The sequence below is a fragment of the Erythrobacter alti genome (assembly GCF_037996805.1).
Classification (GTDB): domain Bacteria; phylum Pseudomonadota; class Alphaproteobacteria; order Sphingomonadales; family Sphingomonadaceae; genus Alteraurantiacibacter; species Alteraurantiacibacter alti.
The window spans coordinates 140,045-166,944 of record NZ_JBBNAX010000002.1 but is presented as its reverse complement, the minus strand read 5'-3'; the positions used below and the strand labels follow the sequence as shown (position 1 = coordinate 166,944).

Genomic DNA, 26,900 nt, shown 5'->3' with positions numbered 1-26,900 from the left:
GCTAGGCCGGTTTACCGTGGCCCAGCAGGAATTGTTGTGCAGCGACAACCGGCAAGGGACGCGAATAAAGGTAACCCTGCCCGCAATCGACACCCAGCTTCTGCATCGTACTCGCTTCACCCTCGGTCTCGATCCCTTCGGCAACAACTGTACAGCCGATCTCGTGGGCGAGCCGTACTAGCGCTGCCGTCATCGCCTTGCGCGCCGGGTCTGTCTCGATCCCGCGAGTTAGCACCATGTCCATCTTGATGAAGTCGGGCCGCAGGTCGACGATGTGTCGCAGGCCGGAATAGCCTGTTCCAACGTCATCAATGGCAATGCGTGCATGAGGTTTGAGCGCTTCGATTTCGCGCGCCAGTTCTTCGAAGTCGGCAACTTGGCAATGTTCGGTGATTTCAACCACGAGATTGGAGATCTCGGTCGCAGCAAGGAGTTCGCGAAGTGCGCCGGAGGCAACGGTTTGCGGAGACACGTTGAGCGTCGCGTAGATGCCCGCCGGAAGGTGCGTCAGGGAGTCGAGCGCGCATTGCACGGCGGTAAGCTCCAGCTCTTTGCCAAGCCCGACCATTTCGGCATCTTCGAACCACGCATCGGGACCGCGCTTGGTGAGGTCGGGAAAGCGGGACAGGCATTCAACGCCGACCGGTTCGCCGGTCGCCAGCGAAACGATCGGTTGCTGAAAGGTCGAGACGCCATGGCCGTCCAGCATGGATTCAACGCGCTTGCGGGCTTCTCGTAGGCTGATTTCCTTTTCTAGCGAGCTTTCGATCCGTTCGGCGGCGAGACTGGCGAAACTCTTCAGGATCTTCAGATCACGCTCGTTCATCGACCGGTCCGGCTCACGTCCCAAGGCGCAAAAGCTGCCCCATACGGTGCCGTCCGCAAGGCGCAGCGGCGTGTTGACGTGGCAACCGACGGGCAGAAAATCGGTGATCGCCAATTGATTTGTCAGCGGAAAGTCGGCCGGATTGCAGATCAGTTCAGGCAAATGGCCCTGAAGCACGTGCCAGCAATAGCTGTCTTCGCGATCTTCGCGAAAACCGGGCCCCATGGGCAGGTCGAGATCGGTGCTGACATGCGTCAGCTCGCGTTGGCTGTCTCCGACGTATCGGGAAACAAAGGCGATCTCTACGCCAAGGTGCCCGCGAACACTGGCCAGAATGCGTTCTATCGAAGTATCGTGAACCAACTCGTCCGGAAGCGGGCCGGCTGGATACTCGGAACTCGGTAAGTTGTGTGCGACTTTTATCATTACCGCCAATCTGCGGGAAAAGCCCTAAAACCAGCTTAAGCTGGCGCGGTCATTCGCCCTTTTTCCAGCGCAATTCATAAAGAAATTCGTCATCGCGCTGTTTACCCACCCAAAAGTCGATATCGGCGATCTTGGTGAAGCCGTAACGGGCGTAGAAGCGTTGGGCGCCGAAGTTCTCGCTCCATACCGATAGCTGGATGGCATCGCAGCTGCGTGATTTGGCCTCTGCCAGCGCCCAATCCATCAATGCCGCACCGATGCCCTCGCCAAGCCGGTCAGGAGCACAATAGAGCTGACCCAGGCCGAGTGGATTGGCGGCGTCGGAATACTCTTCATACCCGCTCGGCTGCTTCACCTTCACAAAGCCGGTGAGAGATCCGCCGTCGTTGTCCAGCGCAAGGCAATGGGTAATCGACGGATCGGCAATCTCACGAGAAACCGCGTCGACCGAATAGGCTTGTTCAAGGAACGTCGACAGGTCTTCGGGCCGGTAGAGATGCTCAAAGGCGGCGCAAAAGCTGTGACGCCCGAGTTGGGCGAGGTTTTCGGCATCGGACAAAGAAGCGGGGCGCAGGATCATGACCCTGCGCCCCGTAACTGCTTTTGTGCCGGTCCGTAAAGGCCAGGCTATGCCGACTCAGGCTCCGGGCGGCAAGTCTTTGGGATCGTCGGCTGGCCCCGGATGCGAGGCTGCAGAACTGCCCGCACTTGTGCCATGCGAACCCGTGGCGCGATCCCATTCTTCCAGCTTGCGCCCGGCCCATTCTCGGCCACCCAGACCGAAGGCGAGAGCGCCCGCGACCGAGGCACCGATCACCAGCGCGCTGAATGCGGTCTCGGTAATGATATCGCCAACGCCGGTATAGCTGAGGCCCATGAAGGTGAAGATGATGATCGTCGCCCAGCGCACGATCATTCCGGGCGTTCCACCGATGAGCTTGCCGAGCATGTTTGCAATCAGGAAGCCCGCGCCGATAACCACTGCGCCAAACACCACACGGCCACCAAGTTCGAGAACTTCGTTGAGAATGTTGGTGAGTTCGGGGAAACCGAGCATCCGCGTTGCGGCAATCGCGAAGAACAGGATGATGGCAATCTGCACGACGCGCGCAATGATGCTGGAAGCGCTGGTACCTTCGCCGAACAGGCCGGTCGCTGCCAGCGAGCGATCCACACCAAAGCCGGAAAGCAGTTCTGTCAGGATATTCACCACGAACTTGCTGATCATGTAGCCCAGGCCAAGCAGGACAGCAGCAGCGATGATGCGCGGGATGGCGGCAAGGATCATGTCGAGCATGTCAGTTGCCGGACCCGAGATCGAAGCGATGTTGAGCACACCCAGCGCGCCGATGGCTACCGGGATGGCAATGAAGACGTAGGCGATCGTGCCAAGCGTCTTGCTCACGGCTGTGCTGCCGGTAACGTCCTCGACATTGCCGGCACTGGCGGTGTTCGCCCATTTGTCGACGTTAAGCGTCTGCGCTGCCGTGACCACGATGTCGCGGACGATGCCTGCAATCATGAAACCGACGTAGGCAAGGATGCCCGCACCAATCAGGTTCGGCACGAATGCAACGACATTATCGAGCAATGTGTTGATCGGACCTGCCACGGTGTTGAGGCCGAAGACCTGGAGTACGGCCAGCAGACCGAACAGCCATATGAAAAGGGAAACGATCTTGCCCAGCGATTCACCGACACTTTCACCCGTGGCTGTGCCACGCTGTAGCAAGGGAACCGCGTCGACCAGCTTGGCGAACGCCCATTTTGCTGCCTTGGCGAGTGCCCAGGTTACGACAAGTATAAGGACGGCGAGGCCGACGTCCTTCGCAATTTCTACCGCAAGGGCAGAATCAAACCGATAATTTCCGATGGACATTTGCATTCCCCTCTTATTGGACCCTGCAAATCTTCTAGCACGCGCAACCAGAAAACGTGAAATGAGATCATCGACTGCTTTTCAATGATTTACGAGTGTTTGTCTCTTTTACGTTTGCCGAACCTCATGCCGCTTTCGAGATGGCCGCGCAGCGCAGCATAAAAGGCTTCGAGGAATTCGCGCTCGTCCCCTCGTCCAAGATGCCAACCGATCTTCTTGGTGATCGCATCGGCCACATCGCGCAGCGCCTCTGGCTGGTCCTGCCGCAGCACGTTTTCGAGGACCTGCAATTCATGCTCTCCGTAGACGGAAAGCTCGTCCTCTCCGAACCGGTATTCGGTGCTGCGATCGGGGGCGAGGGACATGGCCTCCTGAAGCTTGGCGGATTTGGCTTCGACGACCCATGTTCCGGCCACCAGATCGCCTGCGCGCAGGGCATCCTTGTTGAAGAAGGGAAACAGCACGAAAATTGCCAGCCAGATGAACGCTGTCAGACCGGCAACGCCCGCCTGCTCACCACCGCCAAGCAGGAAAAAGCCGGGAATGAAGACCTCGACATCGCGCACGAGGTTGCGAGCGATAACCATTTCCGCCGTCAGTCGCCCTCCGTCGCGCGCTGCCACCCGTAGGCCAAGCAGGCGCTTGCCCGGCGTCGCCGCGCGCGGACCCAGCTCGAAATACAGGAAATAGCCATAACGGGCGAGGAACAGAAAGAGGATGATGACGACGAAAATCAGCTCGAGCACCGGATTGACGTTCTCGGTTCCGGCGAGGTCGAACAGTCCGAAGCCGACCGCCGCCAAGGCCAGGAAGAAAACGATCACGCCGATCACGATGAATGTCATGTCGAGCAACAACGCGCCTGCACGGTTGCCGCGACTGCCGACTGTCAGCGGCAGGGCAAGCCCTTCCGGCGTAACAAGCATCCTGTCTCGCTTGGCGGCACCGCGTTGCCTAATGTTGGTCGCGGCACTCAAGCGTCACGCTCCGGACGGCGTCGTACGAAGGCGAAATAGATGATCCAGAACGCCAGCATCCCGCCGCCGATAGTAAGCCGCGATGCGGTGTCGCCGACCAATTGTCGCGCGTATCCTTCCAGCAGGCCCGCGACGATCAGCATGATCGTGCAACCTGCCATCACCTGTGCCGCGCGCACGCCTGCATCGCGCATGGCGGCAAGTATCGATCGCTCTGCGGGAAACGCCATGGTGCGCCCGACGTGCAGGCCTGCGGCACCACCCAGCATGATTGCGCCAAGTTCAGTCGTGCCGTGGACCGAGAGCCAGCTGATGAATTCCAGCCCAAGCCCCGCGTCGGCAAACACCCACAGCATCGCGCCCAGCAGCGCGGTATTGTAGATCAGCAGCAAGAGCGTGGGCACGCCAAAGGCAAAGCCCAGCGCGAACGCCATGATTGTCACGCCGGTGTTGTTGGAAAAGAGGTAGGCGGCAAACATCGAGAGCCCCTCGGCGTTCTCCGCTTGCGACAGGCTTTCTTCCAGAACGGCACGATCGGCGCCCGGCACACGCCCGCCAGCCATCTCGCCCGGAACCAGGGCGTAAAACCACTCGCGGTCGCGCGCTACCAGCAGCCAACCGATCATGGTGCCCGCCACCATGACGGCGAAGGAAATGCAGATATCGAGCCATATCTCGCGTACAGAAGTGCTCCAACCGCCACCGATGAACCGACGTAGCCAGCCGAACAGGCCGATCCGCGGGCCGTAGATCTGGAACCACGCGCGCCGCACCAATGCCTCGAGATAGCCGAGCGTTGCCGCATCGAGCGAAGTTTCTCGCGCTACTGCAAGGCTGGATGCGGTCTTGCGGTACAGCACGGGCAGATCGAGCAGATCTTCATCGCTGATGCGTTTGGGGCGACCTTTTTCGAGCGCGGTGACGATCTGCTCGAGCCTTTGCCAATCGACCTCGCGCTCCAGCCGGAAACGGTCGGAACGTAGCGATGCGGCCTCGATATCGGCGGGCGGCTCGATCTCCGCGCTTTTGAAGAATGGCAAGGCCATCAGCCGATTGCCTCCGCACGCTTGGTTTGGAGATAGAGATCGATCAGATTGTAGCCGATCCGTTCATAGGGCGCTTCGATCACATTGACGCCCAGCCGCCGCAGGCGTTGCAACACCAGTGCACGTTGGCGGGCAAGTGCGTCGGCGCTGACTGCAACGGCAATATCGCCCATGCTGTCCGGCTCGGTCGCGGCAAGGTCTTCCAGCTCGGTATCGACCATGGTGACGAAGATCACGAGGTGGTGGCGCACCAGTCGCTCGACGCTTTCGACCATCATTTCGGCCGATGTCGGATCGGCAAAATCGGAAAAGAGCACGATCAACGAGCGGCGTTTGAGCCGTGCGGTGAGCGTTGCCAGTGCCAGCGTGAAATTGGGTTCTCGCGGGACATAGTCGAGTTCTGCCGCAGCACTTTGCAAGCGGTAGAATGCGCGTGTGTCGGTGACGAATGGCGTCATGACCTGCGGATGGTCGGCAAAACCGAACAGGCTCACCCGGTCCCCGCCTTTCAGTGCGACATAGGCGGCGGTCAGCGCGGCGGAAACAGCCCTGTCGATGCGCGGCAAACCGTCCACCGGCTCGCACATCGACTGGCCGCAATCGAAGGCAAAGACCACTTGGTTGTCGCGCTCGGCCTCATTCTCGCGAGCATAAAGTGCGGTGTGGCGAGCAGACGCTTTCCAGTCGATCCGGCGGCGATCCATGCCCGGCTCGTATTCGCTCAGCGCCTCGAACTGCGTGCCTTCCCCGCGAATGCGCCGGGCAACCAGGCCGAATTGGCTGTCGCGCAGAAATGCCTGCAACACCGGAGATCGAACCGGCGAGAGATCGGGCCACACGCTGATGCGCGCATCGAGCGTCCGATGCACCTGCCGCACGCCCAGACCCAGCGGCCCGGGCCAGCGCAGCCACAGATCGTGCAATTCGCCGGTTCCGCGGCGAACGGGCACAGCTTGTCCGACACCCGAAAAGCGGCTCGCTTCACCTGCCGGCTGCAGCCGGAAACTGGCAACGCCGCGGTCGCCCAAGCGAGGTTCGAACCCGATAGAGGCTTCGGGAAGCGAAGCATCGCTGTCGCGCTCGATGGTCGCATCGACCCGTAGCATGGCGGGCTGGCCGACTTCGACATCGGCTGGCACGAAGTAATCGAAATTGACCATGCTACCCGCAAGCCATCCGTCGATCAGCACCAGCAACAGGAGCGCGCTGCCCGCGGCGGGGGCGATAATCCACGCGCCGGGAGCCGTCGCTGCCACCACTGCCGCCACCGGCGCGAGCAGCGCGAGCAGCACAAGCGCGCGCGCGGTTGGCACGATAGGGATTGGCGGCAGGTTGATGCGGGGCAATTTCACGAGGGTTCGGCCTAGCGCGGCGCCTCGGTCTCTTCGATCAGGCCTGCGACCAAATCCTCCACCAGCTTGCCTTCGATTTCGGCAGCGGGTGATAGCAATAAACGGTGGCGCAGCGTGGCCGTGGCGAGCGCCTTCACGTCGTCGGGTATCACGTAGTTGCGACCTTGCAGGGCAGCGCGTGCACGGGCCGAATTGGCCAGCAACACCGCTGCGCGCGGACTTGCGCCGCTGGCAAGATCGGCGCTTTCGCGTGTCGCCCGGACGAGCGAAACGGCATATTCGAGCACATCCTGCGACAGCGTCACGTCTTTGACGGCTGCCTGCGCCTGACTCAGGGTTTCGGGCGTGGCGACCTGCGCAATTCCGAAATCCGAAGGCTTTTGCGGTCCGCTGCGATCGCCGAAGCGGGAGACGATGCGCGCCTCTTCCTCGGCGCTTGGGTAGGGCACCAGCAGCTTGAACGAGAACCGGTCGAGCTGGGCTTCGGGCAACGGGTATACGCCCTGGTTCTCGATCGGGTTCTGCGTTGCGACTACCATGAAATTGTCGCTCAGCCTGTGCGTTTCGCCGTCCAGCGTGACCTTGCGTTCCTGCATTGCCTCGAGCAACGCGGCCTGCGTCTTGGGCGGGGTGCGGTTGATCTCGTCCGCCAGCAGCAATTCGCAGAAGATCGGTCCGCGTGTCAGGGTGAACTGGCTGGTCTGGAAGTTGAACAGGTTGGAGCCGAGGATATCGCCCGGCAACAGGTCGGGTGTGAACTGGATGCGCCCGAAATCGAGGCCGGTCGCATGGGCGAAGCAGTTGGCGAGGAACGTCTTGGCAGTCCCCGGCGGGCCTTCCAGCAACACATGGCCCTGCGCGACCAGTGCGATGAGCAAGTGCTCGATCGTTTCGTCCATGCCCACGATGGCCTTGCCGACCTCGTTGCGGATCGTCCCCGCAAGCTGGGCGGTTTCTTCCAGGGTCATGCTCATCGTTTCAGCGTCCTTTCGATGGATTTGAGTGCGCCAGCGGCGCGCAAGATGTCACGCGGGCGGGTCGCGCTGCGCAGTTCATTGGCTCTTTGCGAGAATCCCGGACCTTCGACGCCGCGCCTCTCCAGCGCGTGGTCGATAGCATTGGCGCGGGCTTCTGCATGGGTTTCGCGAATGCCCAGCGCATTGCCGATGCGTTTGCTCATCAGCGCGGCATAGGGTTCGGACAGCAGGTGAAAGCGCTTCACCCGTTCAATCAGCGAGGCGCCGTTGCGCGCAAGCTGGCGCTTGCCCCTCGCCATGGCGGGCGCCTCTGCCACCGGCGGTCCGAAACGGCTGAAGCCCCGCCACGCGATCACCAGCGCGGCCAGCAACAGGCACAGCGTGGCAGCGAGAAACGGCGGCCTGAAAGCGAGTGTCAGCAGATTGTCGCTCGCGCCCAGACCGGCGAGAGCCAGGTCGAATATGATCGGGAGATCGCCTTCGCCTTCGGTCGCATGTACGATCAGTTCAAACGTAAGCCGCGCGCGGTTTTGGTCCGCGAGACCATAATTGTTCATCAGATCGGGTTCGAACACGAAGGTGGTGGGGTAAGGCGCATAGTCGAAGTCGGTCGGCATGTAACTGTCAGGCAAGTCGGCGACGAGCACGTCGCCGTCGCTGTCCAGCACGAGCGGACGCAGTTCCTCGTCGGGCTGGCTCGTCAGTGCCTGAACCCGCTCACCGTCAGGCAGCGCGCCGGTCATACCAAGCCCGTTCCAGCCTTTGACTTCGCCGACCTGCAATTGGGCACCTTCGGCAAAGTCCAGCTCATCGAACCAGCCGGGGCTGTCCGCATTGCTCAGGAACACCCAACCTTCCTCGGCTTCCACATCGAGCTGTTCGGGAATGGGGAAGGCCAGCCACTTGGGCATGATGACCAGTGTCGGCCCGTAATCATTTTCGCGCCGGTTCTCGATGATCTCGGCAAGATCTTCGCCATCGCCAAACATCTGCGGGGTGAGGACCAGCAGGCCGAAGGAATCGTGGCTTCCGCGGTTGCGCGAAACCTCGACCTCGTAACCCGCTTCCTCCAGCAATGTGACTAGCCCGGCAAATCCGTTCAGCCCGTTTGATGCAGCATGATTTCCGCCATTGCGATCGCTGCGGCCATCCCACCCCTGACCAAGCGCATAGAGCATCAGCAGGAACGCCGCCGCGCCAATCACCAGCACTGCCAGCACCATGCCGGGCCGGAACGGATTGCGCGCTCGGCTCATCCAGCTAGCGCCCTGTTTCCCAGCGATTTTTGCGCAAGCGCGAAGTCGGCATAGGCATCGCGGGCAGCTTGCCAATCGTCAGAGGACAAGGTCGTGAGCGCAAACAGGCTACGTTCGACACGACCGGCGATCACGGAAAAGGCGGTACGTGCGCCCTCGGGAATGCGCGGTTCGGCGGAAAGCTCGCGCGCGGTGCTCGATGGCTCGACCAGATCGGGCCGCGCCTGCGCGATCTGGCCGACGGAGCGTTTCAGCAGCAGGTGAGTTGCCTCGTCGAATTGTCCGGCAGCCGCCAACCGGTCAGCCTCTTCGAGCAAGGCAAGCGCTTCGTGCTGGTTGGGTGCCCAATCATCGACCGGTTCGGGACGGCTGCGCTTGGCCTGCAGGTCGGGGCCGACAGTGCGCCAGATCAGGTAGGCCAGCAGGGCAACTGCCAAGCCGATCAACACCCACGAAAGCACAGGCCAGATGTAAACAAAAAAGCGCCCCACCGGAGCGAGTACGTCCGCAAGCCATTCCATGAATTGCACCAGCCAGTCGGGCGGAGGCGCCTCTTCGGGCATTGCGACTTCGGTGTACTGGATCGTCTCGTCGGCGCGCATGTCCTGCCACGCCTGCGCGAAATTCTCGCTTCGCGCCGGCAGCGCGTCATTCCCCTTGCCCGTCGTCACAGGCGACTACGTGGCATGGGGACCGTTACGAAGCAATGACTTGCCCGTGTGGTTGCGAGCTTTTTCCGCCGCAGATCATCCTCTCTGGCGCGCCAGCGGATAGGTGCCGAACATGGTGACGCGGTTGCAGTGGAACGCCAGCTCTTCCAGTGCCCTGTTCACAGCCGGATCGCTTGGTGCGCCAACGATGTCGGCGTAGAACATGCTGGCGGCAAAGCTCGCACCCTTCTGGTAACTTTCCAGCTTGGTCATGTTGACCCCATTGGTGGCGAAGCCGCCCAGGGCCTTGTAAAGCGCGGCGGGGATATTCTTCACCTCGAACACGAAAGTCGTCATCGCTTCGCGCCCGGCAACATCTTCAGGAGTGAGCGGGGTTGGTGCCAGCACGACGAAGCGCGTGGTGTTGTCGGCACTGTCCTCAACATTTTCCTCGACAATCTTGAGCCCATAGAGGTCGGCAGCCAGCATCGGCGCGATCGCTGCAAGTGTCGGATCGCCCTTGTCCGCGACATGCGCCGCAGCGCCCGCCGTATCCGCATGGCTGAGTGGGACAATACCCCGCTCGCGCAAATAGTGGCGGCTCTGGCTCAAGGCATGGGGATGGCTGTAGGCGGCTCCGAAGGGGCCTTTCGTATCGAGCGCCATCAGTGCGTGGTGGATCGGCAGGAAATGCTCGCCAACGATCGACAGGCCGCTTTCGGGCAGCAGGAAATGGATATCGGCCACGCGTCCTGCCTGCGAATTCTCGATGGGGATCATCGCGCAGCCCGCCAGCCCGGATTTCACAGCATCGATTGCATCGGAGAAACTGAAGCAGGGCAATGGCAGGGCATCGGGCTCCCATTCCAGCACGGCGCGGTGAGAATTGGCTCCCGGCGCCCCCTGGAAGGAGATGGCGCGCGCAGGATCGCTTGCTGCTGCGGCGCGCATGTTTTCGACCATGGCGAGAGCGGGGGCGGGGAAGCTGTCCATATGATGAAGCGCCTAGCTTGGGCTTTGCTGCCGGACAAGCGGCTAAAGGAGACTTGCGCCCCGCGCCGCTGGCCACTAAGTCGCCAGCGACCTTCACATCGCAGAAGAACGCCTTTGTCATGAACGATCGTACAAACACCATTTTCGGCTGGATTCTCGCCAGCAGCGGTATCGCCCTCGGCTCCAGCATCGTTGCTGCAACCTATTTTCACGGCGACAGCCCTGAAATGCCGGAGAATCCCGGTTACGTGATTGAAGCAGCGGAAGAAGGTGCGGGCGGCGATGCCGGGCCATCGATTGCTGAACTGCTCGCCAGCGGTTCTGCCGAAGCCGGTGAAGCCGTGTTCGCCAAGTGCACGGCGTGCCACACGATCGAACAGGGCGGTGCTGCAGGCATCGGTCCGAATCTCTACGGCGTGCTCGGCTCCCCGATTGGCGGCCATTCGCCCAGCTTCGATTATTCGAGCGCGCTGGCCGATGTTGGCGGCAACTGGACGTACGAAAACATGGATGCCTGGCTGCAGAGCCCGCGTGGTTTCGCGAACGGTACCAAGATGAGCTTTGCCGGTCTTGGCAGTGGTGAAGACCGCGCCAATGTGATTCTCTACATGCGCCAGTATGGCGGTGGCCCCGATCTTCCCGAGGTTGTCGTTGAAGAAGCGCCAGCCGAAGGCGAAGGCATCGATGGCGCGGGCGAAGGTCCGGGCGAAGTCGAAGGCGCACCAGCCAGCGCACAGGAAGCTGTTGGCGCAATGGGTGATGATCAGCCTGTCGCGGAAAACCCCGGCACCTGATCCTTCCAGGCAGAATTAAAAAAAGAGCCCCGGTTCGCGCCGGGGCTTTTTTGTTGGGATCAACCAGTCGATCCCTTGAAGCCTTGTGCAACCACATACCATTCGCTCGAACCCTTGCGACTGGCGGGCGGTTTGGCGTGTTTGACCGTGCGGAAATGGGTCTTGAGCAGGTCGAGCAAATCCTTGTCCGTGCCGCCTGCAAAACCCTTCGCCAGAAAGGCACCGCCTTCGGTGAGGTTTTCGACCGCGAACCACGCTGCTGCTTCGACCAACGCCATAGTGCGCAGGTGATCGGTCTGCTTGTGGCCGACCGTATTCGCCGCCATGTCCGACAGGACGAGGTCGGCAGGACCGCCCAGTGCTTCTTCCAATGCGGCGGGCGCGGCATCGTCCATGAAATCCATTTGCAGGATTGTGACGCCGTCGATCGGTTCGGTTTCGAGATAGTCGATCCCGACCACGGTTGCGTGCGGCGCGCGCTTGCGCACGACCTGCGCCCAGCCGCCGGGCGCTATGCCAAGGTCGACCACCCGCTTGGAGCCTTTGACGAGGCCGAACCTGTCATCCAGCTCGATCAGCTTGAATGCCGCACGGCTGCGCCAGCCCTCTTCCTTGGCGCGCTTGACGTAAGGATCGTTCAGTTGGCGCTCCAGCCAGCGTTGCGAACTGGCCTTGCGCTTCTTGGCGCTCTTCAGGCGGCGTTGCGAGTCGTCTCCGGCGCGGCTCATTTCCGTGTGCTCCCCGATGATTTCAGCCGGCGCAAGGCTTCCTGCGCTTCAACGCCTTCAGCGTCTGCTGCCATCAGGCTGCGCAATATACCTTCGCGAATGCCACGGTCTGCGATGCCGAGCCGTGCTGCGGGCCAGATTTCATTTATGACTTCAAGAATTGCGCAGCCTGCCACTACCAGTTCGGCACGTTCGTGCCCGATGCAGTCAAGCTGGCTCCGTTCGTCGGGAGACATGACCGAGAGGCGCTGAGAGATGTCGAGCATGGCATCGGTCGGCACAATCAATCCGTCCACCTGCTTGCGGTCGTAATACGGCAGTCCGAGATGTACGCTGGCAAGCGTTGTCACCGTTCCGCTTGTGCCGAGCAGGCGCTGGTCATTGGCCTTGTGCCGCTCGATCCGCTGTGCAAACTCGTCGAAGCTTTCGCGTACGAGGCGTTTCATTTCGGCATAGCGCGCAAGGCGGTCTTCGACGCTGCCGGTCTCGTGACCCACGGTTTCGGTGAGTGACACGACGCCCCACGGGACGCTTTGCCAGTCGAGGATGCGCGGGACGGGTGCGCCCGGTTCGATCAGCACCAATTCGGTCGACCCGCCGCCGATGTCGAAAATAACCGCAGGTCCGATTCCGTCCTCGAGCAGGATGTGACAGCCCAGAACCGCCAAGCGCGCCTCTTCCTGCGCGCTGATGATGTCGAGCACGACGCCGGTTTCTTCACGTACGCGGTCGATGAAGGCCTCGCCGTTCTTCGCGCGACGACAGGCTTCGGTCGCGACCGAGCGGGCGAGATGCACGTTGCGCTTCTTCAGCTTGTCGGCGCAGATTTTGAGTGCACCCAGCGCCCGGTCCATAGCTTCATCGGACAGGCGGCCGGTTTGCGCCAGACCCTCACCCAGCCTGACAACCCGGCTGAAGGCGTCGATCACTACGAAATTCTCATCTGACGGGCGCGCAATCAGCAGGCGGCAATTGTTGGTGCCAAGATCGATTGCGGCATAGGCCTGCTTGAAGGATTTGTGCGGCGGACGTCTCCAGCTGGAATTATCGCGCTGTTTGCCTGTATTGCCATCGCCGGGAGTGCGTTTCGGGCCCTTTTGTGGATTTGAGCGGTTGCGGCGGTTGGAATTGCCGACATTTCTATCCGCCCCGTTCCGGGCTTTTGCGCGACCTTCCGGCGGGTGTTGATCCGCCATGATCGTACTTTCTAATCTTCTATACCCGCCACATCCGAGCGGAACCTGCCCTCAGGCTAGACCAAGAGGGCAATTGACACAAGTTAAGGTAAGCGCCGCTCTCGCCAGTGGCCCGCGGGAAAGCTAGGGGTGCGCGGATGGATCATCCGCCGCCCACCATTGCGCTGTTCGCCAAATACCCCGTTCCCGGGCGCGCCAAGACACGCCTGATCCCGGCTTTGGGCGCGGCGGGAGCGGCCGATCTGCACCGCCGACTGGTCGAACGAACACTGGAGAGGATGCGCGAAAGCGGCCTGCCTTTTACGGTATGGACCACCGGGGCGACCCATTCCGAGTTCGCCGAATGGCTGGGCAAAGATGTGCCGTTGGTGGAGCAGGGTGATGGTGATCTGGGCGACCGGCTGGCGCGCGTTCCGGCTCCGGCAATCCTGCTGGGAGCAGATATTCCGGGGCTTACCGCAGGACATCTGCGGGACGCCGCGCGGGCTTTGGAACAGGTACCAGTTGTCATCGGGCCTGCCAGCGATGGCGGGTATTACCTACTTGGTTTCACACAGGAAATCCCGTTTTTATGGCAGGACATGCCGTGGGGGACTGAAACGGTCCTAGAAGGGACTGAAGCGCGCTTGCGGGAGCATGATCTGCCTTACCGGATGCTTGGTGAACTCGACGATTGCGACCGGCCCGATGATCTTGCCAAATGGCCGGACCTGCTGCCGTGACCAGCGTCTCGATCGTCATCCCCATGCTCGATGAAGCGCGCGCCTTGCCGGTTCTGGCCGGGAATTTGTCAAAGCTTGATCCCGGTCCGCTTGAAATCATCGCGGTCGACGGCGGGAGCAATGATGACTCCGTGGCGCTGGCCCAAGCAGCGGGATGGCAAATTGTCGAAACACCGGCGGGACGGGGGCGGCAGATCAATGTGGGTGTCGAGGCGGCCCAGGGCAAAATCGTCGTTGTCCTCCATGCCGATACCGTGCCGCCGGTGGATATGGTGGAGATTATCGAGCAAACGCTGTCCGACACTTCCATTTCACTCGCAGGCTTCACGCCCATCCTGCGTGGGCCGGAAAAGACCCGCTGGGGCACGACGGCGCATAATTGGGCCAAGACATGGTACGCGCCGCTGCTGTTTCGCCCGCATTTGTTCATGAAAGGCTGCCGTCTGCTGTTCGGCGATCACGCGATGTTCTTTCGTCGCAAGCAGTTTCTTGAATGCGGCGGGTGCGACGCCGAGGCCAAGGTGATGGAAGAAGCTGACCTTTGCATTCGCATGACGCAATTCGGCCGCGTCAAGCTGGTGCCGCGCACCATCGAGACTTCGGACCGTCGGGTGGCCGAATGGGGAGCGTTGAAAGCGAACTGGATCTACCTGAAGGTCGGCTTCCTGTGGGGATTGGGAGCAAGGAAACGGCTCGAGCGGCACTATCCTGACGTTCGTTAGACAGCCGCAGGCAGATATCCTCGGGCAATCCCGTAAGCGATCAGCCGGTCGAGCCACGCGCTGTCGGTGGGCGGGCAGGTGAGGCCGGTGAGGGTGCGTAGCTGGCTGTCGTCGAATTGCGGCGAGCGGGTGAAGTAGGAGCCGAATGTGCCGAGCATCCGTCCGGCAAGCATCCGTTCCGCAGGCCGCAAATCCGCCATCGAATAATTATCCGGCGCGATCACCTGCGGGTCCGGGAAATGCGCGACCCGCGCCACGCCATGCGCCAGTTCGGCGGCTGGCATCGGGCTGCTTGCAGTCAGGTGGAAATAGCGTCCATCCGCTTGCTCCATATTCTCCGCGATGCGCACGATGCCTTCGGCGACATGGTCTAGCGGTACGAGGTCGAGCGTCGATCCCGCCTCCGCCGGAAACACCGTGACCTTGCCGCGCGCCATCAGGCGGAAGACGTTGCACAGCGAAGGAAAATCACGGATCGCGCCCGTTTCGCTATCTCCCAACACGATGGACGGTCGGGCGATGGCGAAAGGTATTCCGCTCTGCGCAACCACTGCCTCGGCCGCCGCCTTGCTCGCTTCATAGCGATTGGTGAAGCGGGTTTCGGCAGGCACCGGGCCTTCGCAAATCTCGCCTTCGCGCATCCCGCAGACATAGGCCGTGCTGACATGGATGAAGCGCGCTCCTGCAGCCTCGGCATAGGCAAGAGCGTTGCAGGTGCCTTCGACATTGACGGCCTGCAATTCCTCTTCCGGCGCATCGAACTCGAGGCTGGCAGCGCAATGGATCACGACATCAAACGGCTCGGCTTCCAGCCCCATGAGCGGCTGTGTGACATCGCCTGCCAGCGTTCGCAGCCCGGTCACTTCGCGGCCATCATTGCCGCGCACCTCGGGCGTGCGCCGCACCATTCCGCTGACATCATGACCGCGAGCGACCAGCCGCGCACAGACTTCGCCACCGATCAATCCGGCAGCTCCGGTAACAAGTATTTTCAGCAACACGGTGCCTCTGCCTTTGCGGGGCTCGCATCGGACTGGCCGAAGGGCACGGCAGTGCCGCATCTGGGGAACACGCCGTAGTGCCGCGAGAAATCACCGAAGAACTCGAAGTGGTCGGCAAGGCGGGATTCGGCCAGCATCAGCCAGCTATTGCCGCACACCGGAAAGATGCGCCCCGCCTCAATCGCATGATGGGCATCCAGGTTGAATGCCTGTTCATGGCCGGGAAGGTCACCCTTGTAGCGCACAGCCTGGCCGTAATCCTCGCATTGTGGCTCCAGCCCGTCCAGCCTGAACAGGCGATAGGTGGCAGAGACGAAGCTGATGCCCTGAAGCTTGGCGGCGGCCTCTGCGTCGTTGATGCCGAGCGGGCGATCGGTAACAAGGCGCGGATCGGCAAACCCGGCCGCCTTCGCCAGCCGTTCGAAGTCGCCCCAGTAAAGCGCGCCGGACAGGCATTCGCCATGCAGTACCGGATCGTCCAGCAGGTGGGCAGGCACACGGCGATCGGCATAGACATCGGAGAAATAGAGTTCACCGCCGGGTTTCAGCAGGCGATGGGCGGCGCGGAACACCGCCGCCTTGTCCGCCACCAGATTGATCACGCAATTGGATACGATCACATCGAAGCTGCCGGGCTCGAGACCCAGCTCATCCAGCCTCTCGATATCGCCCTCGACGAAGTTTGTGTTGGCATATCCGAACCGCTCGGCGTGCCAACCCTGATGTTCGCGCGCGACAGCAAGCTGTTCGGGTGTAGCGTCGACACCGGTCACACTGCCGTTCGGGCCGACCAATTGAGCGAGCAGGTACACGTCTTGCCCGCTACCTGATCCAAGGTCGAGCACATTGCAGCCTTCGAGCGCCTGCGGCGTCACCAGTCCGCAGCCGTAATAGCGCGCCTTCACATCCTCGTGCACATTGGCCAGCGCTGCGCGAATGTCGGGCGCTGGCATTTCGAACGTGCAACAGGCATCGGTGCGCAGGTCCCCCGATTGCGCGAGCACCTTGCCATAATAATTCTGCGAGTTTTCGAGATTCATGAAACCGGGGACCCTTATTATGCGAATAGCAAGCGCATAGACGTGGTTGAATTCGCGCGTCATCCTCTATTGGTTACGAACAGGGAATTTCATGGATTACACGCATGACGTGATTGTTATCGGGGGCGGTGCTGCGGGCCTGACGGCGGCCGGCGGCTGCGCCCTGTTCGGACTGAAAACCGCTCTCATCGAAGGTCACAAGATGGGCGGCGAATGTCTCAACAATGGCTGCGTTCCGTCAAAGGCACTGATCGCGTCTGCCCGCCGCGCTGCCGAAGCGAGGGAGGAAAAACGCGCTGGCGTCCAGCTCGAACCGCCGCAAGTGGATTGGACGGGCGTCCATGCCCATGTCCATCGCGCCATCGCCGAGATCGAGCCGCATGACAGCGAGGAACGGTTCGAGGAAATGGGCTGCGAGGTCATCAAGGACTGGGCGAAGTTCACCGGACCAAACTCGGTCGGGGTCGGTGGACGTACGCTGACTGCGCCGCGCATCGTCATCGCGACAGGTTCGGGACCGGCGGTGCCGCCGATACCCGGGCTCGAAGACGTGCCCTATCTCACCAACGAAAACCTGTTCGACCTGCAAGACCAGCCCGAACACCTGGTAATAATCGGCGGCGGCGTGATCGGCATGGAGATGGCACAAAGCTTCCGCCGTCTCGGCAGCGATGTCACCGTGATCGAGCCGGGCAATCCGATGGGCCGCGACGATCGCGATTCCGTTCGTGTCGTGGTCGATGTGATGAAGGCAGAAGGTGTCCGCTTCGTGACCGGCAAGGCAGCTTCAGTCGTGCAGGGGGGCGACGGCGCAATCACCGTCACGACCGAGGGAGGCGAAGATGTGACCGGCTCGCACCTGCTGGTCGCGGTTGGCCGCAAGGCGCGCGTGTCTGGCTATGGGCTAGAGGAACTGGGCATCGAACTGGGCAAGAACGGCATCAAGGTCGATGCCCGACGCCGCACCAGCCTCAAACATATCTACGCCATCGGTGATTGCCGCGAAGGGCCACGCCTGACGCATGTTTCGGGCTATGAAGGCTCCAACGCCGTGCTCGAAATCGCGCTTGGCCTGCCGGCCAAGGCCGATTTCAAAGCTTTGCCATGGTGCACCTATACCGAACCCGAAGTCGCCCAGATCGGCATGACCGAGAGCGAGGCGCGCAAGGCCTATGGCGACAAGCTGCGCGTCGTGACCGAAGGTTTCGACCATAACGAACGCGCCATTGCGGAAGGCCTCGAGAAAGGCCATCTGAAGGTCATGATGAAAGGCAAGAAGGTCGTCGGCGCGAGCATTTGCGGCGTGAATGCGGGTGAGTTGTTGTTGCCATTCACCCAGATGATCACCGGCAAGTCCGGCACTTTCGATATGGGCGGTGCGATCATTTCCTATCCCACGCGCTCCGAAATTACCAAGGCCGCCGCCTTTGCAGCGTGGGAACCGACGGTGTTCGGGAAATGGCCCAAGCGCTGGGTGGCGTTGCTCGCCAGGATTCGCAGGGCCTTCTGATGGCTTCGCGCTCGCTTTCTCGCAATGCACCCGTTGGCGCATCGCCCTTTGCGGTTGATGCGGCACCATTGTCGCGGGAAAAATTCAGCGATCCGCAGGTGACGGCAGACGGCAGCCCGCGTGCGAAAGTGGCTCTGCGCCAGCTCGACACGCTGTGGTTTGCGACCGGCACCTTGTGTAACCTCGCCTGCGCCAACTGCTACATCGAAAGCAGCCCGACCAATGATGCGCTGGTTTACCTCAGCGCCGATCATGTCGCGCGTTTTCTCGATGAGGTGGCAGAGCGCAAGGTGCGTGAAATCGGCTTCACCGGCGGCGAACCATTCCTGAATCCGGAAATTATCGCGATGGTAGAAGACGCCTTGTCGCGCGGCCATGACGTGCTGGTGCTCACCAATGCGATGAAGCCGATGCGGCGGCATGAGGCCGAACTCCTGCGGCTGCGTGAGGCCTATGGTGACAAGCTCACCTTGCGCGTCTCGATCGATCATCACACGCGCGAAGTGCATGAGGCCGAGCGCGGCCCGAACAGCTGGCAGCCGATGATCGATGGACTGCGCTGGCTGTCGTCCAACGGCTTTTCCATCGCAGCCGCCGGGCGCAGCATGACGGGCGAGACCGAAGTACTGGCGCGGTCCGCCTACGGGATGCTGTTCGCTGACGAGGGCATCGCCATCAACACCTCCGACCCTGCACAATTGGTGCTGTTCCCCGAGATGGATGCGGCGGCCGATGTTCCCGAGATCAGCGAGGCGTGCTGGGGCATCCTCGGCAAATCGCCGGACGAGCAGATGTGCGCCAGCAGCCGCATGGTCGTACACCGCAAGGGCGAGCCTTCACCCCGCGTAGTGGCCTGCACGCTGCTGCCTTACGATCCCGGCTTCGACCTTGGCGCGAGCGTGGCTGAAGCCGACCGCCCGGTGGCGCTCAACCACCCGCATTGCTCGCGCTTTTGCGTATTGGGCGGGGCAAGCTGTTCAGCCTAGGGCACTTTTGGCGGTTTAAGGCGTAGAGCCATCATGATCCGTCTCGCTCTCGCCTCCGCCGTAGCTATCGCTGCATTGCCAAACGTCACTTCGGCCCAACGCTCTATCGATGGAACCTACCTCGACCAGGGCGGCTATGTCGAAATTACCGTCGGCCCCTGCGGCAATTCGCGCTGCGGCGAGATCACGCGGATTGTCCGCCGCAAACCCGGAGAGTCGACCCGTGATGCGCACAATGACGATCCGGCCCTGCGCAATCGCCCGATCCTAGGCATCAACGTGCTGCAGAACCTGCGCTGGGACGATGGCGTATGGCGCGGCGAGGTCTACAACCCCGAGGATGGGGGCACTTACCGCGCCGAAGTGCGCCCGGCAGCCGGTGGCGGACTTGAAGTAAAGGGCTGCGTCACGCTATTCTGCCGCACCGTGAACTGGCGCGTGGCCGGTTGACGTGCGGCACCGCTACGGCTTGACCGAATCCGGTGCGCGTTATAGAGGCCCGCGCTTCGCGGTATTGCCCCGTCGTCTAATGGTAAGACTACGGACTCTGACTCCGTCAATTGAGGTTCGAATCCTCACGGGGCATCCAGCTTTCGCCAGCAAAGCCAACCGTTCGACCTTAGCCATATCGAAAGCGCACTAGGTGGAGAGCCTGGCAAACTACCTCGCGCCTGCCGCCACGATGATCGCGGCGCTCATGACCGCTTCAAACCTTGGCTCGCGGGTCACGGGCTGGGGGTTCGTCGTCTTCACCATAGGGTCGATCACCTGGTCCTTCATCGGCATGACCACCGGCCAGACCGGCCTGTTGGTGACAAATGTCCTGCTGACTTTCGTCAATATCTTCGGCGTGTGGCGCTGGCTGGGCAGGCAGGCGAAGCTCGAAGATGGTGCCGAGCAGGCTGAAGAGGCGAGCGAGCGCGAGGCCACCGGAAAACTCCTCCGCATGGAGGGTTTCGCGGGAATACAAGTACTTGACAAACAAGGCGAAGAACTGGGAACAGTGGTCGATGCCATGCTGCATTGCGAGACAATGAAGGTGGACTATTTCGTCATCGGTACCGGCGGTGTTGCAGGCGTGCAGGAAGAACTGCGCGGTGTTGGCATGGACCTCGCGCACATCGACGGCAAGCAACTACAGCTCGACCTGACCCACGCCGAGTTCGAGACTTTGCCTCTCATCGAAGCGGACGATTGGCCCGCCGATATTCGCGCCTTCAACAAGGCTTGAGGTTGCTCAGAGGTCGGGCAGCACCTGCTCAGCGATGCCCCAGCCTTCCAGCTTTCGGCTTCGCTCTATCAGCAAGTCCCTGTCGGCGATCGTGAACCTGTTGGCGGCCTTGGTATCATCCAGTTCGAACCAGGAGAGCGGAGCTGCAACGGGCGCGCCTTCGCGTGCACGCACCGAGTAGGGTAGAATCGCTGTACTGCTGCGGCGATTGCGCATCCAGTCGATGAATATCTTCCCCTTACGCTTGGCCTTGCTCATGCTGGCCACAAATCGGTCCGGTTCGGCCAGCGCCAGCGCCTGAGCAAAGCGTTGGGAGAAGTCCTTGTGCTGCTGCCAGTCGTGTCCGGGCGTGAGCGGGACGATGATGTGCACGCCCTTGCCGCCCGACAGCAGGGGAAAGCTGACAAGGCCCATCTGGTCGAGCTGTTCGCGAATGAGCTGCGATGCCGATTTGACGTCTTGGAAATCCAGACCCTCATCAGGGTCGAGATCAAACACCATGCGATCGGGTTTCTCGACATCGTCGACGCTCGATCCCCAGCCGTGGAATTCGAGCGTTCCCATCTGGACGCATTGCAGGATGCCGGTGCGATCCTCGACGTAGAGATAGTCCTCCGTCCCGCCATCCTTCTCGGCAATCGGCACAGCGTGCACATGATCGCCCAGTGCGCCGCTGTCGTGGCGCTGGAAGAAGCACTTCTTGGCGCGGCCTTGCGGGCAGCGGACGAGGCTGACCGGCCTTCGCGCGAGGAATTCCAGCATCGGTTCGGCAAGGTGATCGTAGTAATCCGCGACTTCGCCTTTGGTGAAGTTTCCGTTGGGAAAAACCACCCTGTCCGCACTGGTGATCTTCACGCCATGCGGTGCGGATTTTGTCTTGGCCTTCTTTGGGATGCTACCTTTCGCGGAGCGTTTCGGACCAGCCTCTTGCAAACCCAGAAAGCTACCGTGGCGAATGCGGCCCGAGGAAGTCAGCTCGGCATAGGCGACATTTGCGATTAGCTTGGGAGTAACCCAGGAAACGCCGCGGGCTGCCACCGCATCGACCTCCACCGGCGCTGTCTTGCGGGCAAGACGATTCAATTTGGCCGCAAGCTCATCCATCTGGCTCGCGGAAAAGCCGGTGCCGACATTCCCACGATAAACGAGCTTGCTATCGACCTTTTGTGCCATCAGCAGCGACGCGAATGCGCGCCCGCGTGACTTGGATGCCTTGTAACCGATGATGATGAAGTCATCCCGGCGCAGGCACTTGATCTTGCGCCAATCTTTCGTCCGTTTGGATCGGTAGGGTGCGTCGATTTTCTTGGATATGATCCCTTCCTGACCGGCGTCGCACATCAGCTTGAGCAATTTCTCTCCCGAGCCGACCACGTGCTCGGCCACCCGTATGTTCGGTCCTGCGTCAGTGAGCAAATCAGCGAGATGTTCCTTGCGCTCGATGTTGGGGAGATCGGTGAGGTCGGTCTTGCCCAGTGTCAGCAGGTCGAAACCGTAGAAAGTGAGCACGTCACTGTCTTCTTGCTGGCTCTTGCCGCGCTTGAGCATCGATTGCAGGGCTGAAAAGTCGGGATTGCCGTTGGCATCGTGTGCAACGATTTCCCCGTCGATCAGGGAAGGGGGCAGGTCCAGGTCAGCGAAAGCTTTCTTGAGCGGCAGGAACTTGTCGCTCCAGTCCTTGCCGTTGCGCGTGAAGATCTTGACCGACTTGCCCTTCGCGGCGATCAACGCGCGATACCCGTCGAACTTGATCTCGTGCATCCAGCCGTTTCCGGTCGGGACATCATCGACCAGCGTCGCAAGCTGCGGCTTGCGGTATTTGGGTAGCGGTGCCGAACGTTCTATTTCGAGCGGCGCGGGACGATTGTTTTTCGTTGAAGAGGCGGGCGGCTTCTTGCGGGTCTTCGACTTCGGCTTGGGGCGCGCTGTTTTCCCCGCGGCAATCTCCGCCATCGACCTGTTCGTGGCAATGCTGCGAATTTCGCGTTCGACCAGAGCATCACCAGTGCCTGCAAACTCGTCATTCAGCTTGCGAAGAAGCCAGTTTTCACGCTTCTCGCCGGGTTTCTTGCGAAGCCTGATGAGCAGCCATTCGCCTTTCATCCGCTCTCCGTTGAGGACGAAATGAAGGTGGCCGTCTACCAAATCCTTTGCGCTCTTGCCTTCGATCGGGTCCCATGTGCCCCTGTCCCACAACATGACCGTACCGCCGCCATATTCGTCCTGCGGAATAACGCCTTCGAATTCGGCATAGGACATCGGGTGATCTTCGGTGCGCACGGCCAGTCGCTTGATATCGGGGTCGTGCGATGGTCCCTTGGTGACTGCCCAGCTTTTCAGCACCCCGTCGATTTCGAGGCGCAAGTCCCAGTGCAGCCGGGTCGCTTCGTGCTTCTGCACGATGAAGAGGTTGCCGCCATCGCTGGCTGCGACTTCACCCGCAGGCTCTGGGGTCTTTTTGAAGTCGCGCTTGGAGTTGTAGTCGGCAAGGGCGCTGCGCTTGGCCACCTGTCAGGCAGACTTCTTGCTGCGCGAAGACTTGGCCTTCGCCTTGGTTTTGGGAGCTTCCTCGCTGACCGATTTCTTGAGCGCAGCCATCAGGTCGATCACGTTTGATCCGCTCTCGCCATCCGTCTCTTCGTCATCTTCGATGACCAGCTTGTTGCCTTTCGACTTGGCCTTCTTGTCGATCAGCTTGCGCAGCGCGTCGGCGTAGCGATCTTCGAATTCCTTGGCATCAAACGGTGCCGAGCGCGCTTCGATAAGCGTGTTGGCGAGTTCGAGCAGGCTCTTTTCAGGCTTGGCATCGGATATGTCGTCGAAGAAGGCCTGCCCCTGCCGGACTTCATCTGCATAACGCAGCGTTTCGAGCAGCAATCCCTTGCCGCAGGGCTTTACCGCAACCAGCTTCTCCCGGCCCCTGACCGACAACTGGCCGAGCCCGACCTTCTTCGATTTGCGCATGGCATCGCGCAGCACGACGAAGGCATCTTCGGCCAGCTCGTCACTTGGTGCGACATAATAGGGCTTTTCAAAATAGAGCGGATCGATTTCGCAGGCATCGACGAACTGGACGAGCTCGAGTGTCCGCTTGCTCTCCAGCTTGACGCTCTCGATCTCCTCGTCCTCGAGCAGCACATAATCGCCCTTGGCGATCTGGTAGCCCTTGACGATATCGTCCTTGTTGACCGGGCCGACCCCCGCGGCAGTCTTTTCGTACGAAATGCGCTTGCCGCTCGGTTTGTGAATTTGGTTGAAGCTGATCTTCGCGCCGCTTTTCGTGGCGGAAAATACCTCGACCGGAATGGACACCAGCGCCAGCCGCAATTGGCCTTTCCAATATGCTCTTGCAGCCATGATCTGGTCCTGTTCCGTGGTGGTCTAGCGGGTTCCCTACCTGTTAGAATGCATCAAGGGCGCGGGCGTTTCCCGGCCTTACGCGTAAACCTTGTAATCGATCGGCTTGAACGATCCGCCGTTGGATGCGTAGGCGCTGCATGCTGTCATGCCGATAATCAGGTCCATCTCGGCCGTCAGGACGAGCCGGTCGCCTGCCTTGCTATCCGGAGCGATGACTTCCAGCTTGCCGCTTTCGCTATCGACAGGCACGTTCATGAAGACATTGAAGGCACAAGGGATCGTGTCTTCTACGATCCCGTAAGGTGCCAGGGCAGCCGCGAGATTGCCGAAACAACCGCGATGGACCGGTTTGTCGGGATAAAAATGCTTGAAGGTGGCGGTGCTGCACGGGGTGAGCAGGAAATCATGCACGCCGACATCGTCCACCACAATGCGCAGCATTGGGTTTGACCGGTTGGACCAGAGGACATTGCCGGTGGTCAGTTTTATCGTCTCTTCGTAATCGAAGGTGCGTCCGTTGGATATTGCTTCCCGTACGTCCCCGGCATTGAACGCAACAAGGTCGGAAACCTGTCCGCCTTCAGGGTCGATAATTTCCAGGGTCTCGCCTTTGGCCAGTTCGAATGCCGTTCCAGTTCGAGGTGCAATCCGCGTTTGGGTCATGCGGCCCTCGGGTCGGAGAAAGGGCACTTCCAGTCACCGCCCACCATGCGACCGCTATACTGGCGGGCCTCGCTGGATTCGCCATGCTTGGCCAGCATCGGGTTTATGCTACCAGCCAGCTTCTTGTCGCGCTCGAGTATGGCCTCGCGCATTCTAGTGTAACGCCCCTCTTCGCGAAGCCGCTCGAACTGGTCGTGCAGGTTGAAGACGAGCGTAGGGTGCGGACAGCGACGCGCGGGTCGTGACGCATTGGGGTGCAGCCCGACAACGAAGAACGCTTCCCCACCAAAGCTGAGTGAGAAGTGCGGGTCGGAAGGGTCGGCGCTTACCCTCTCATCGTAAGGCTGGCCGAGCCAAGCGTCCTTATCGGCGAGCGACTGGATGCGTTCCCACATGAGCTTTTCGAATTCGGTTTCGGTCAGGTCGTCCGGACCTTCGAACACCACCGCAAGACTGCGAAGGTCACCTTCACTATCCCGGTAGGTGCGCGACCAGTCGAGCAATTCGGAATGCAGCTTCACGTCGTCCCAATTGCTGTCGAGCCGGTGAGCCGAAATCACCTTGAGGTTCTTGCGCGCGAGTGCGGATTTTGCCCCGACACACGGGAAGTCGGCGGCGGATACCATGGTTTCGATCACCGATGTCAGTTCGCGGGTGCGCTCTGCCACATGATCGGAATTGAAAAGAGAGGGCTTGTTCATGCCTAATCAGACGGTCGATCTTTCAAGTAGTTCCGCGATTTTGAGCGACCATAGACCATGGTCCATGGTGGGCTGAAAAGTGGAAACCAACCCGCTTTGGAGGCGTATGTTCCGGCAGAAAGCAAATCGGATTGGACGTGTCATGGCACTGCGAATTACCGGCTGGAAAGAAGACATCTGCGATGATGGAAAAGAGTGCAACGCGGGCGAAGTAGAAGTGCGCGATCTTGCGCGCGGGTTGTCCGGCGCACTCTTTGTTTCCCTGCCCCTGCTGTTCACGATGGAGATGTGGCAGATCGCACGAACAATTCCGGATTGGACATCGTTGTGCTTCGCCGCGGTCACTTTTGTTCTCGTGCGTTATTACATCGGGTTTGCGGGCTTTCGGAAGGATGACGGATTCGAACACTCGCCGTGGTGGGATACCGTCGTCGCATTCGGTATCGGCGCCTTTGCAAGCGTGATTACCTTGTTCGTCGCAGGGATCATCATGCCTGAACTCTCCACCAAACTGATCCTGAAGACCGTCGCCCTCGAAACGCTGCCGACAAGCGTCGGCGCAGCGGTAGCGATCAACCAGTTGGGTTCGGGCGACAAGGGCGCGACCGACAAGACTGGGCTCTCTCCCGATGGTGTAGTCCTCGTCGGGACGGTGCTCGGTGCCTTCCTTTTCGCTTTCAACATTGCACCGACCATCGAAACCAAGGTCATCACGTTACAACAGAACTGGTGGCTGATAGCGGCTACCTTCGTATTGTCGCTCGCGGTAACGTATATGGTTGTCGCAGTGGCGTGCTTTGAACAACGCGATCTTTCAGAACGCAAATACATCACATCGGAATGGCTCGAAACGCTGGTTTCGTACCTTGCGGCATTCGCAATCAGCGTCTTGCTCCTTTGGGTTTTCGGCTACTCGACGCCATTTGATCCGATGGAGGTCTGGTTCCCCCAGGCGGTTGTTCTGGGATATGCAACCACACTCGGCGGCGCAGCAGGAAGGCTGGTACTATGAGCAGCAATGCAGAATCGAACAATACGCCGCCCACAGTGCTGGGTTACATAATCCGCGCCATTTCGCTTTTCGCGATAGCCGCGATGATTGCATATCTTGTTTTTCAGATCGCAAAGCCTCCGAAAGATATCGAGCTCGAGCTGTCGCCGCAGGTGGATCAGGCGCGTGAGCAAAACGGTCAGACACTGCTGCCGGTCGAAATCAGGAATGTCGGTAGCTCCACCATTCGAACGATGGATGTTGAGTTGACCGCAGGTTCGACTACTCACGAAGTCTCGATACCCATGCTGGGTGAGAGCGAGACTGTGACAGTCGTGGTCGATGCGCCCGCACCTGATGCAGAAATCTCCTATAAGATACTGTCTTACGAAGCGCCGTAGGCTGCCCAGTCAGGTGTCCTGCTATCTAGTTGGCCGTCACCACCGCTGTGATTATAGCGCCGGACGCAATCGCTGCTCCGTAGGGTAACTCCCTCGACCAATTGGGCCGCGACTTGAACTTCGACCAAATCGCCATCAGCAGCAGGACAGCCACGCCTGAAACGGCGACGAAAAGTGCCAGCAAGGGTGCGGCGGTTAGCGGGAACCAGACCGCCAGCGCACTGTAGAATTTCGCATCACCGCCGCCCCACATGCCAAATTTGAAAAGGATCAGCGAGGCTGCGAGCGCGATCGCGAAGTGCAGGAGATGTGGCCAGACACCGCTCCAAGATGCGGTCACGATCAACAGGATCACCCCGACAACTAGGATCAGAAGATTAAGCCAATTTGGTATTTTGCGCGAGACGAGGTCGGACGCTGCGCCGGCGCCCGCCAGGATGACGAGCAGCGTCAGGGAAAGCAATACTGGCAC

General features: G+C 60.7%; 28 protein-coding genes and 1 tRNA gene. 10 read left to right on the top strand and 19 right to left on the bottom strand.

Going from position 1 to position 26,900, the window contains the following annotated elements; translation table 11 throughout:
• Position 1 precedes the first annotated feature (1 nt).
• The 10 genes from AAC850_RS04260 to AAC850_RS04215 all read right to left on the bottom strand — a co-directional run bounded on the left by AAC850_RS04260 (position 2) and on the right by AAC850_RS04215 (position 10,382).
• Entirely contained in the window at positions 2 to 1,252 is a 1,251-nt protein-coding gene (locus AAC850_RS04260) for a sensor domain-containing phosphodiesterase (RefSeq protein ID WP_340587381.1), read from the bottom strand.
• A 49-nt stretch (positions 1,253 to 1,301) separates the two neighbouring features.
• Positions 1,302 to 1,832 carry a GNAT family N-acetyltransferase gene (locus AAC850_RS04255; protein ID WP_340587380.1) on the bottom strand — a complete coding sequence of 177 codons (531 nt, stop codon included), beginning with the start codon at positions 1,830 to 1,832 and terminating at the stop codon, positions 1,302 to 1,304.
• A gap of 57 nt (positions 1,833 to 1,889) precedes the next feature.
• A complete protein-coding gene (locus AAC850_RS04250) occupies positions 1,890 to 3,131 on the bottom strand; it encodes a mechanosensitive ion channel (protein WP_340587379.1) in 1,242 nt (413 codons plus the stop codon).
• Between the two features lie 89 nt (positions 3,132 to 3,220).
• Positions 3,221 to 4,057: an RDD family protein gene (locus AAC850_RS04245; RefSeq protein ID WP_340587378.1), complete on the bottom strand. Its 837-nt coding sequence runs from the start codon at positions 4,055 to 4,057 to the stop codon at positions 3,221 to 3,223.
• A 47-nt stretch (positions 4,058 to 4,104) separates the two neighbouring features.
• Positions 4,105 to 5,154, bottom strand: a complete 1,050-nt coding sequence (locus AAC850_RS04240) for a stage II sporulation protein M (RefSeq protein ID WP_340587377.1) — start codon at positions 5,152 to 5,154, stop codon at positions 4,105 to 4,107.
• Positions 5,154 to 6,506, bottom strand: a complete 1,353-nt coding sequence (locus AAC850_RS04235; RefSeq protein ID WP_340587376.1) for a DUF58 domain-containing protein — start codon at positions 6,504 to 6,506, stop codon at positions 5,154 to 5,156. The genes AAC850_RS04240 and AAC850_RS04235 overlap by 1 nt, the downstream gene beginning before the upstream one ends.
• A gap of 11 nt (positions 6,507 to 6,517) precedes the next feature.
• The gene (locus tag AAC850_RS04230; protein WP_340587375.1) at positions 6,518 to 7,480 is read right to left on the bottom strand and encodes an AAA family ATPase; all 963 of its coding nucleotides are present in this window, start codon (positions 7,478 to 7,480) and stop codon (positions 6,518 to 6,520) included.
• The gene (locus AAC850_RS04225; protein WP_340587374.1) at positions 7,477 to 8,739 is read right to left on the bottom strand and encodes a DUF4350 domain-containing protein; all 1,263 of its coding nucleotides are present in this window, start codon (positions 8,737 to 8,739) and stop codon (positions 7,477 to 7,479) included. The genes AAC850_RS04230 and AAC850_RS04225 overlap by 4 nt, the downstream gene beginning before the upstream one ends.
• Complete coding sequence (locus AAC850_RS04220) at positions 8,736 to 9,410, bottom strand: hypothetical protein (protein ID WP_340587373.1); 675 nt, start codon at positions 9,408 to 9,410, stop codon at positions 8,736 to 8,738. The genes AAC850_RS04225 and AAC850_RS04220 overlap by 4 nt, the downstream gene beginning before the upstream one ends.
• 75 nt (positions 9,411 to 9,485) lie before the next feature.
• Positions 9,486 to 10,382, bottom strand: a complete 897-nt coding sequence (locus AAC850_RS04215) for a prephenate dehydratase (RefSeq protein WP_340587371.1) — start codon at positions 10,380 to 10,382, stop codon at positions 9,486 to 9,488.
• A 119-nt stretch (positions 10,383 to 10,501) separates the two neighbouring features.
• Here AAC850_RS04215 and AAC850_RS04210 point away from each other — a divergent pair, with 119 nt between their 5' ends.
• Positions 10,502 to 11,176 carry a c-type cytochrome gene (locus tag AAC850_RS04210; RefSeq protein ID WP_340587370.1) on the top strand — a complete coding sequence of 225 codons (675 nt, stop codon included), beginning with the start codon at positions 10,502 to 10,504 and terminating at the stop codon, positions 11,174 to 11,176.
• 59 nt (positions 11,177 to 11,235) lie between these two features.
• On the opposite strand, the gene AAC850_RS04205 is transcribed toward AAC850_RS04210, so the two are convergent.
• The gene (locus tag AAC850_RS04205; RefSeq protein WP_340587369.1) at positions 11,236 to 11,904 is read right to left on the bottom strand and encodes an RlmE family RNA methyltransferase; all 669 of its coding nucleotides are present in this window, start codon (positions 11,902 to 11,904) and stop codon (positions 11,236 to 11,238) included.
• Positions 11,901 to 13,100, bottom strand: a complete 1,200-nt coding sequence (locus tag AAC850_RS04200) for a Ppx/GppA phosphatase family protein (RefSeq protein WP_340587368.1) — start codon at positions 13,098 to 13,100, stop codon at positions 11,901 to 11,903. The genes AAC850_RS04205 and AAC850_RS04200 overlap by 4 nt, the downstream gene beginning before the upstream one ends.
• A gap of 137 nt (positions 13,101 to 13,237) precedes the next feature.
• Here AAC850_RS04200 and AAC850_RS04195 point away from each other — a divergent pair, with 137 nt between their 5' ends.
• Entirely contained in the window at positions 13,238 to 13,822 is a 585-nt protein-coding gene (locus AAC850_RS04195; RefSeq protein ID WP_340587367.1) for a TIGR04282 family arsenosugar biosynthesis glycosyltransferase, read from the top strand.
• On the top strand, positions 13,801 to 14,544 hold the full coding sequence (locus tag AAC850_RS04190) for a glycosyltransferase (RefSeq protein WP_340587366.1): 744 nt from the start codon (positions 13,801 to 13,803) through the stop codon (positions 14,542 to 14,544). The genes AAC850_RS04195 and AAC850_RS04190 overlap by 22 nt, the downstream gene beginning before the upstream one ends.
• On the opposite strand, the gene AAC850_RS04185 is transcribed toward AAC850_RS04190, so the two are convergent.
• Entirely contained in the window at positions 14,541 to 15,545 is a 1,005-nt protein-coding gene (locus tag AAC850_RS04185) for an SDR family oxidoreductase (protein ID WP_340587365.1), read from the bottom strand. The two genes, AAC850_RS04190 and AAC850_RS04185, sit on opposite strands and share 4 nt — an antisense overlap.
• On the bottom strand, positions 15,536 to 16,585 hold the full coding sequence (locus AAC850_RS04180; RefSeq protein ID WP_340587364.1) for a methyltransferase domain-containing protein: 1,050 nt from the start codon (positions 16,583 to 16,585) through the stop codon (positions 15,536 to 15,538). Before AAC850_RS04180 ends, AAC850_RS04185 begins: the two co-directional genes overlap by 10 nt.
• A gap of 91 nt (positions 16,586 to 16,676) precedes the next feature.
• Between AAC850_RS04180 and AAC850_RS04175 the strand changes: the two genes are divergently transcribed.
• The 5 genes from AAC850_RS04175 (at position 16,677) to AAC850_RS04155 (ending at position 20,312) form a co-directional block, all read left to right on the top strand.
• Positions 16,677 to 18,095: a dihydrolipoyl dehydrogenase family protein gene (locus tag AAC850_RS04175; RefSeq protein ID WP_340587363.1), complete on the top strand. Its 1,419-nt coding sequence runs from the start codon at positions 16,677 to 16,679 to the stop codon at positions 18,093 to 18,095.
• A complete protein-coding gene (locus AAC850_RS04170) occupies positions 18,095 to 19,081 on the top strand; it encodes a radical SAM protein (RefSeq protein ID WP_340587362.1) in 987 nt (328 codons plus the stop codon). The genes AAC850_RS04175 and AAC850_RS04170 overlap by 1 nt, the downstream gene beginning before the upstream one ends.
• Before the next feature lie 33 nt (positions 19,082 to 19,114).
• Positions 19,115 to 19,531 (top strand): DUF2147 domain-containing protein, encoded by a 417-nt coding sequence (locus AAC850_RS04165; RefSeq protein WP_340587361.1) that lies wholly within the window; start codon positions 19,115 to 19,117, stop codon positions 19,529 to 19,531.
• 65 nt (positions 19,532 to 19,596) lie between these two features.
• Positions 19,597 to 19,670 (top strand) — tRNA-Gln (locus AAC850_RS04160).
• Positions 19,671 to 19,724: 54 nt separating this feature from the next.
• Positions 19,725 to 20,312 (top strand): PRC-barrel domain-containing protein, encoded by a 588-nt coding sequence (locus tag AAC850_RS04155; protein ID WP_340587360.1) that lies wholly within the window; start codon positions 19,725 to 19,727, stop codon positions 20,310 to 20,312.
• Between the two features lie 6 nt (positions 20,313 to 20,318).
• Here AAC850_RS04155 and ligD read toward each other — a convergent pair whose 3' ends face one another.
• The 4 genes from ligD to gntA all read right to left on the bottom strand — a co-directional run bounded on the left by ligD (position 20,319) and on the right by gntA (position 25,036).
• Positions 20,319 to 22,820, bottom strand: a complete 2,502-nt coding sequence (ligD, locus tag AAC850_RS04150) for a DNA ligase D (protein WP_340587359.1) — start codon at positions 22,818 to 22,820, stop codon at positions 20,319 to 20,321.
• A 3-nt stretch (positions 22,821 to 22,823) separates the two neighbouring features.
• Positions 22,824 to 23,669, bottom strand: coding sequence for a non-homologous end joining protein Ku (ku, locus tag AAC850_RS04145; protein ID WP_340587358.1), 846 nt, complete (start codon positions 23,667 to 23,669; stop codon positions 22,824 to 22,826).
• A gap of 78 nt (positions 23,670 to 23,747) precedes the next feature.
• Positions 23,748 to 24,335 (bottom strand): DUF1989 domain-containing protein, encoded by a 588-nt coding sequence (locus AAC850_RS04140; RefSeq protein WP_340587357.1) that lies wholly within the window; start codon positions 24,333 to 24,335, stop codon positions 23,748 to 23,750.
• Positions 24,332 to 25,036 (bottom strand): guanitoxin biosynthesis heme-dependent pre-guanitoxin N-hydroxylase GntA, encoded by a 705-nt coding sequence (gene gntA, locus AAC850_RS04135; protein ID WP_340587356.1) that lies wholly within the window; start codon positions 25,034 to 25,036, stop codon positions 24,332 to 24,334. The genes AAC850_RS04140 and gntA overlap by 4 nt, the downstream gene beginning before the upstream one ends.
• Positions 25,037 to 25,178: 142 nt before the next feature.
• Here gntA and AAC850_RS04130 point away from each other — a divergent pair, with 142 nt between their 5' ends.
• Both AAC850_RS04130 and AAC850_RS04125 read left to right on the top strand, forming a co-directional pair.
• On the top strand, positions 25,179 to 26,048 hold the full coding sequence (locus AAC850_RS04130) for a DUF2391 family protein (protein ID WP_340587355.1): 870 nt from the start codon (positions 25,179 to 25,181) through the stop codon (positions 26,046 to 26,048).
• Positions 26,045 to 26,428: a hypothetical protein gene (locus AAC850_RS04125; protein ID WP_340587354.1), complete on the top strand. Its 384-nt coding sequence runs from the start codon at positions 26,045 to 26,047 to the stop codon at positions 26,426 to 26,428. The genes AAC850_RS04130 and AAC850_RS04125 overlap by 4 nt, the downstream gene beginning before the upstream one ends.
• Before the next feature lie 25 nt (positions 26,429 to 26,453).
• Here the strand turns inward: AAC850_RS04125 and AAC850_RS04120 are convergent, their stop codons facing one another.
• On the bottom strand, positions 26,454 to 26,891 hold the full coding sequence (locus AAC850_RS04120) for an A24 family peptidase (RefSeq protein ID WP_340587353.1): 438 nt from the start codon (positions 26,889 to 26,891) through the stop codon (positions 26,454 to 26,456).
• Positions 26,892 to 26,900 lie beyond the last annotated feature (9 nt).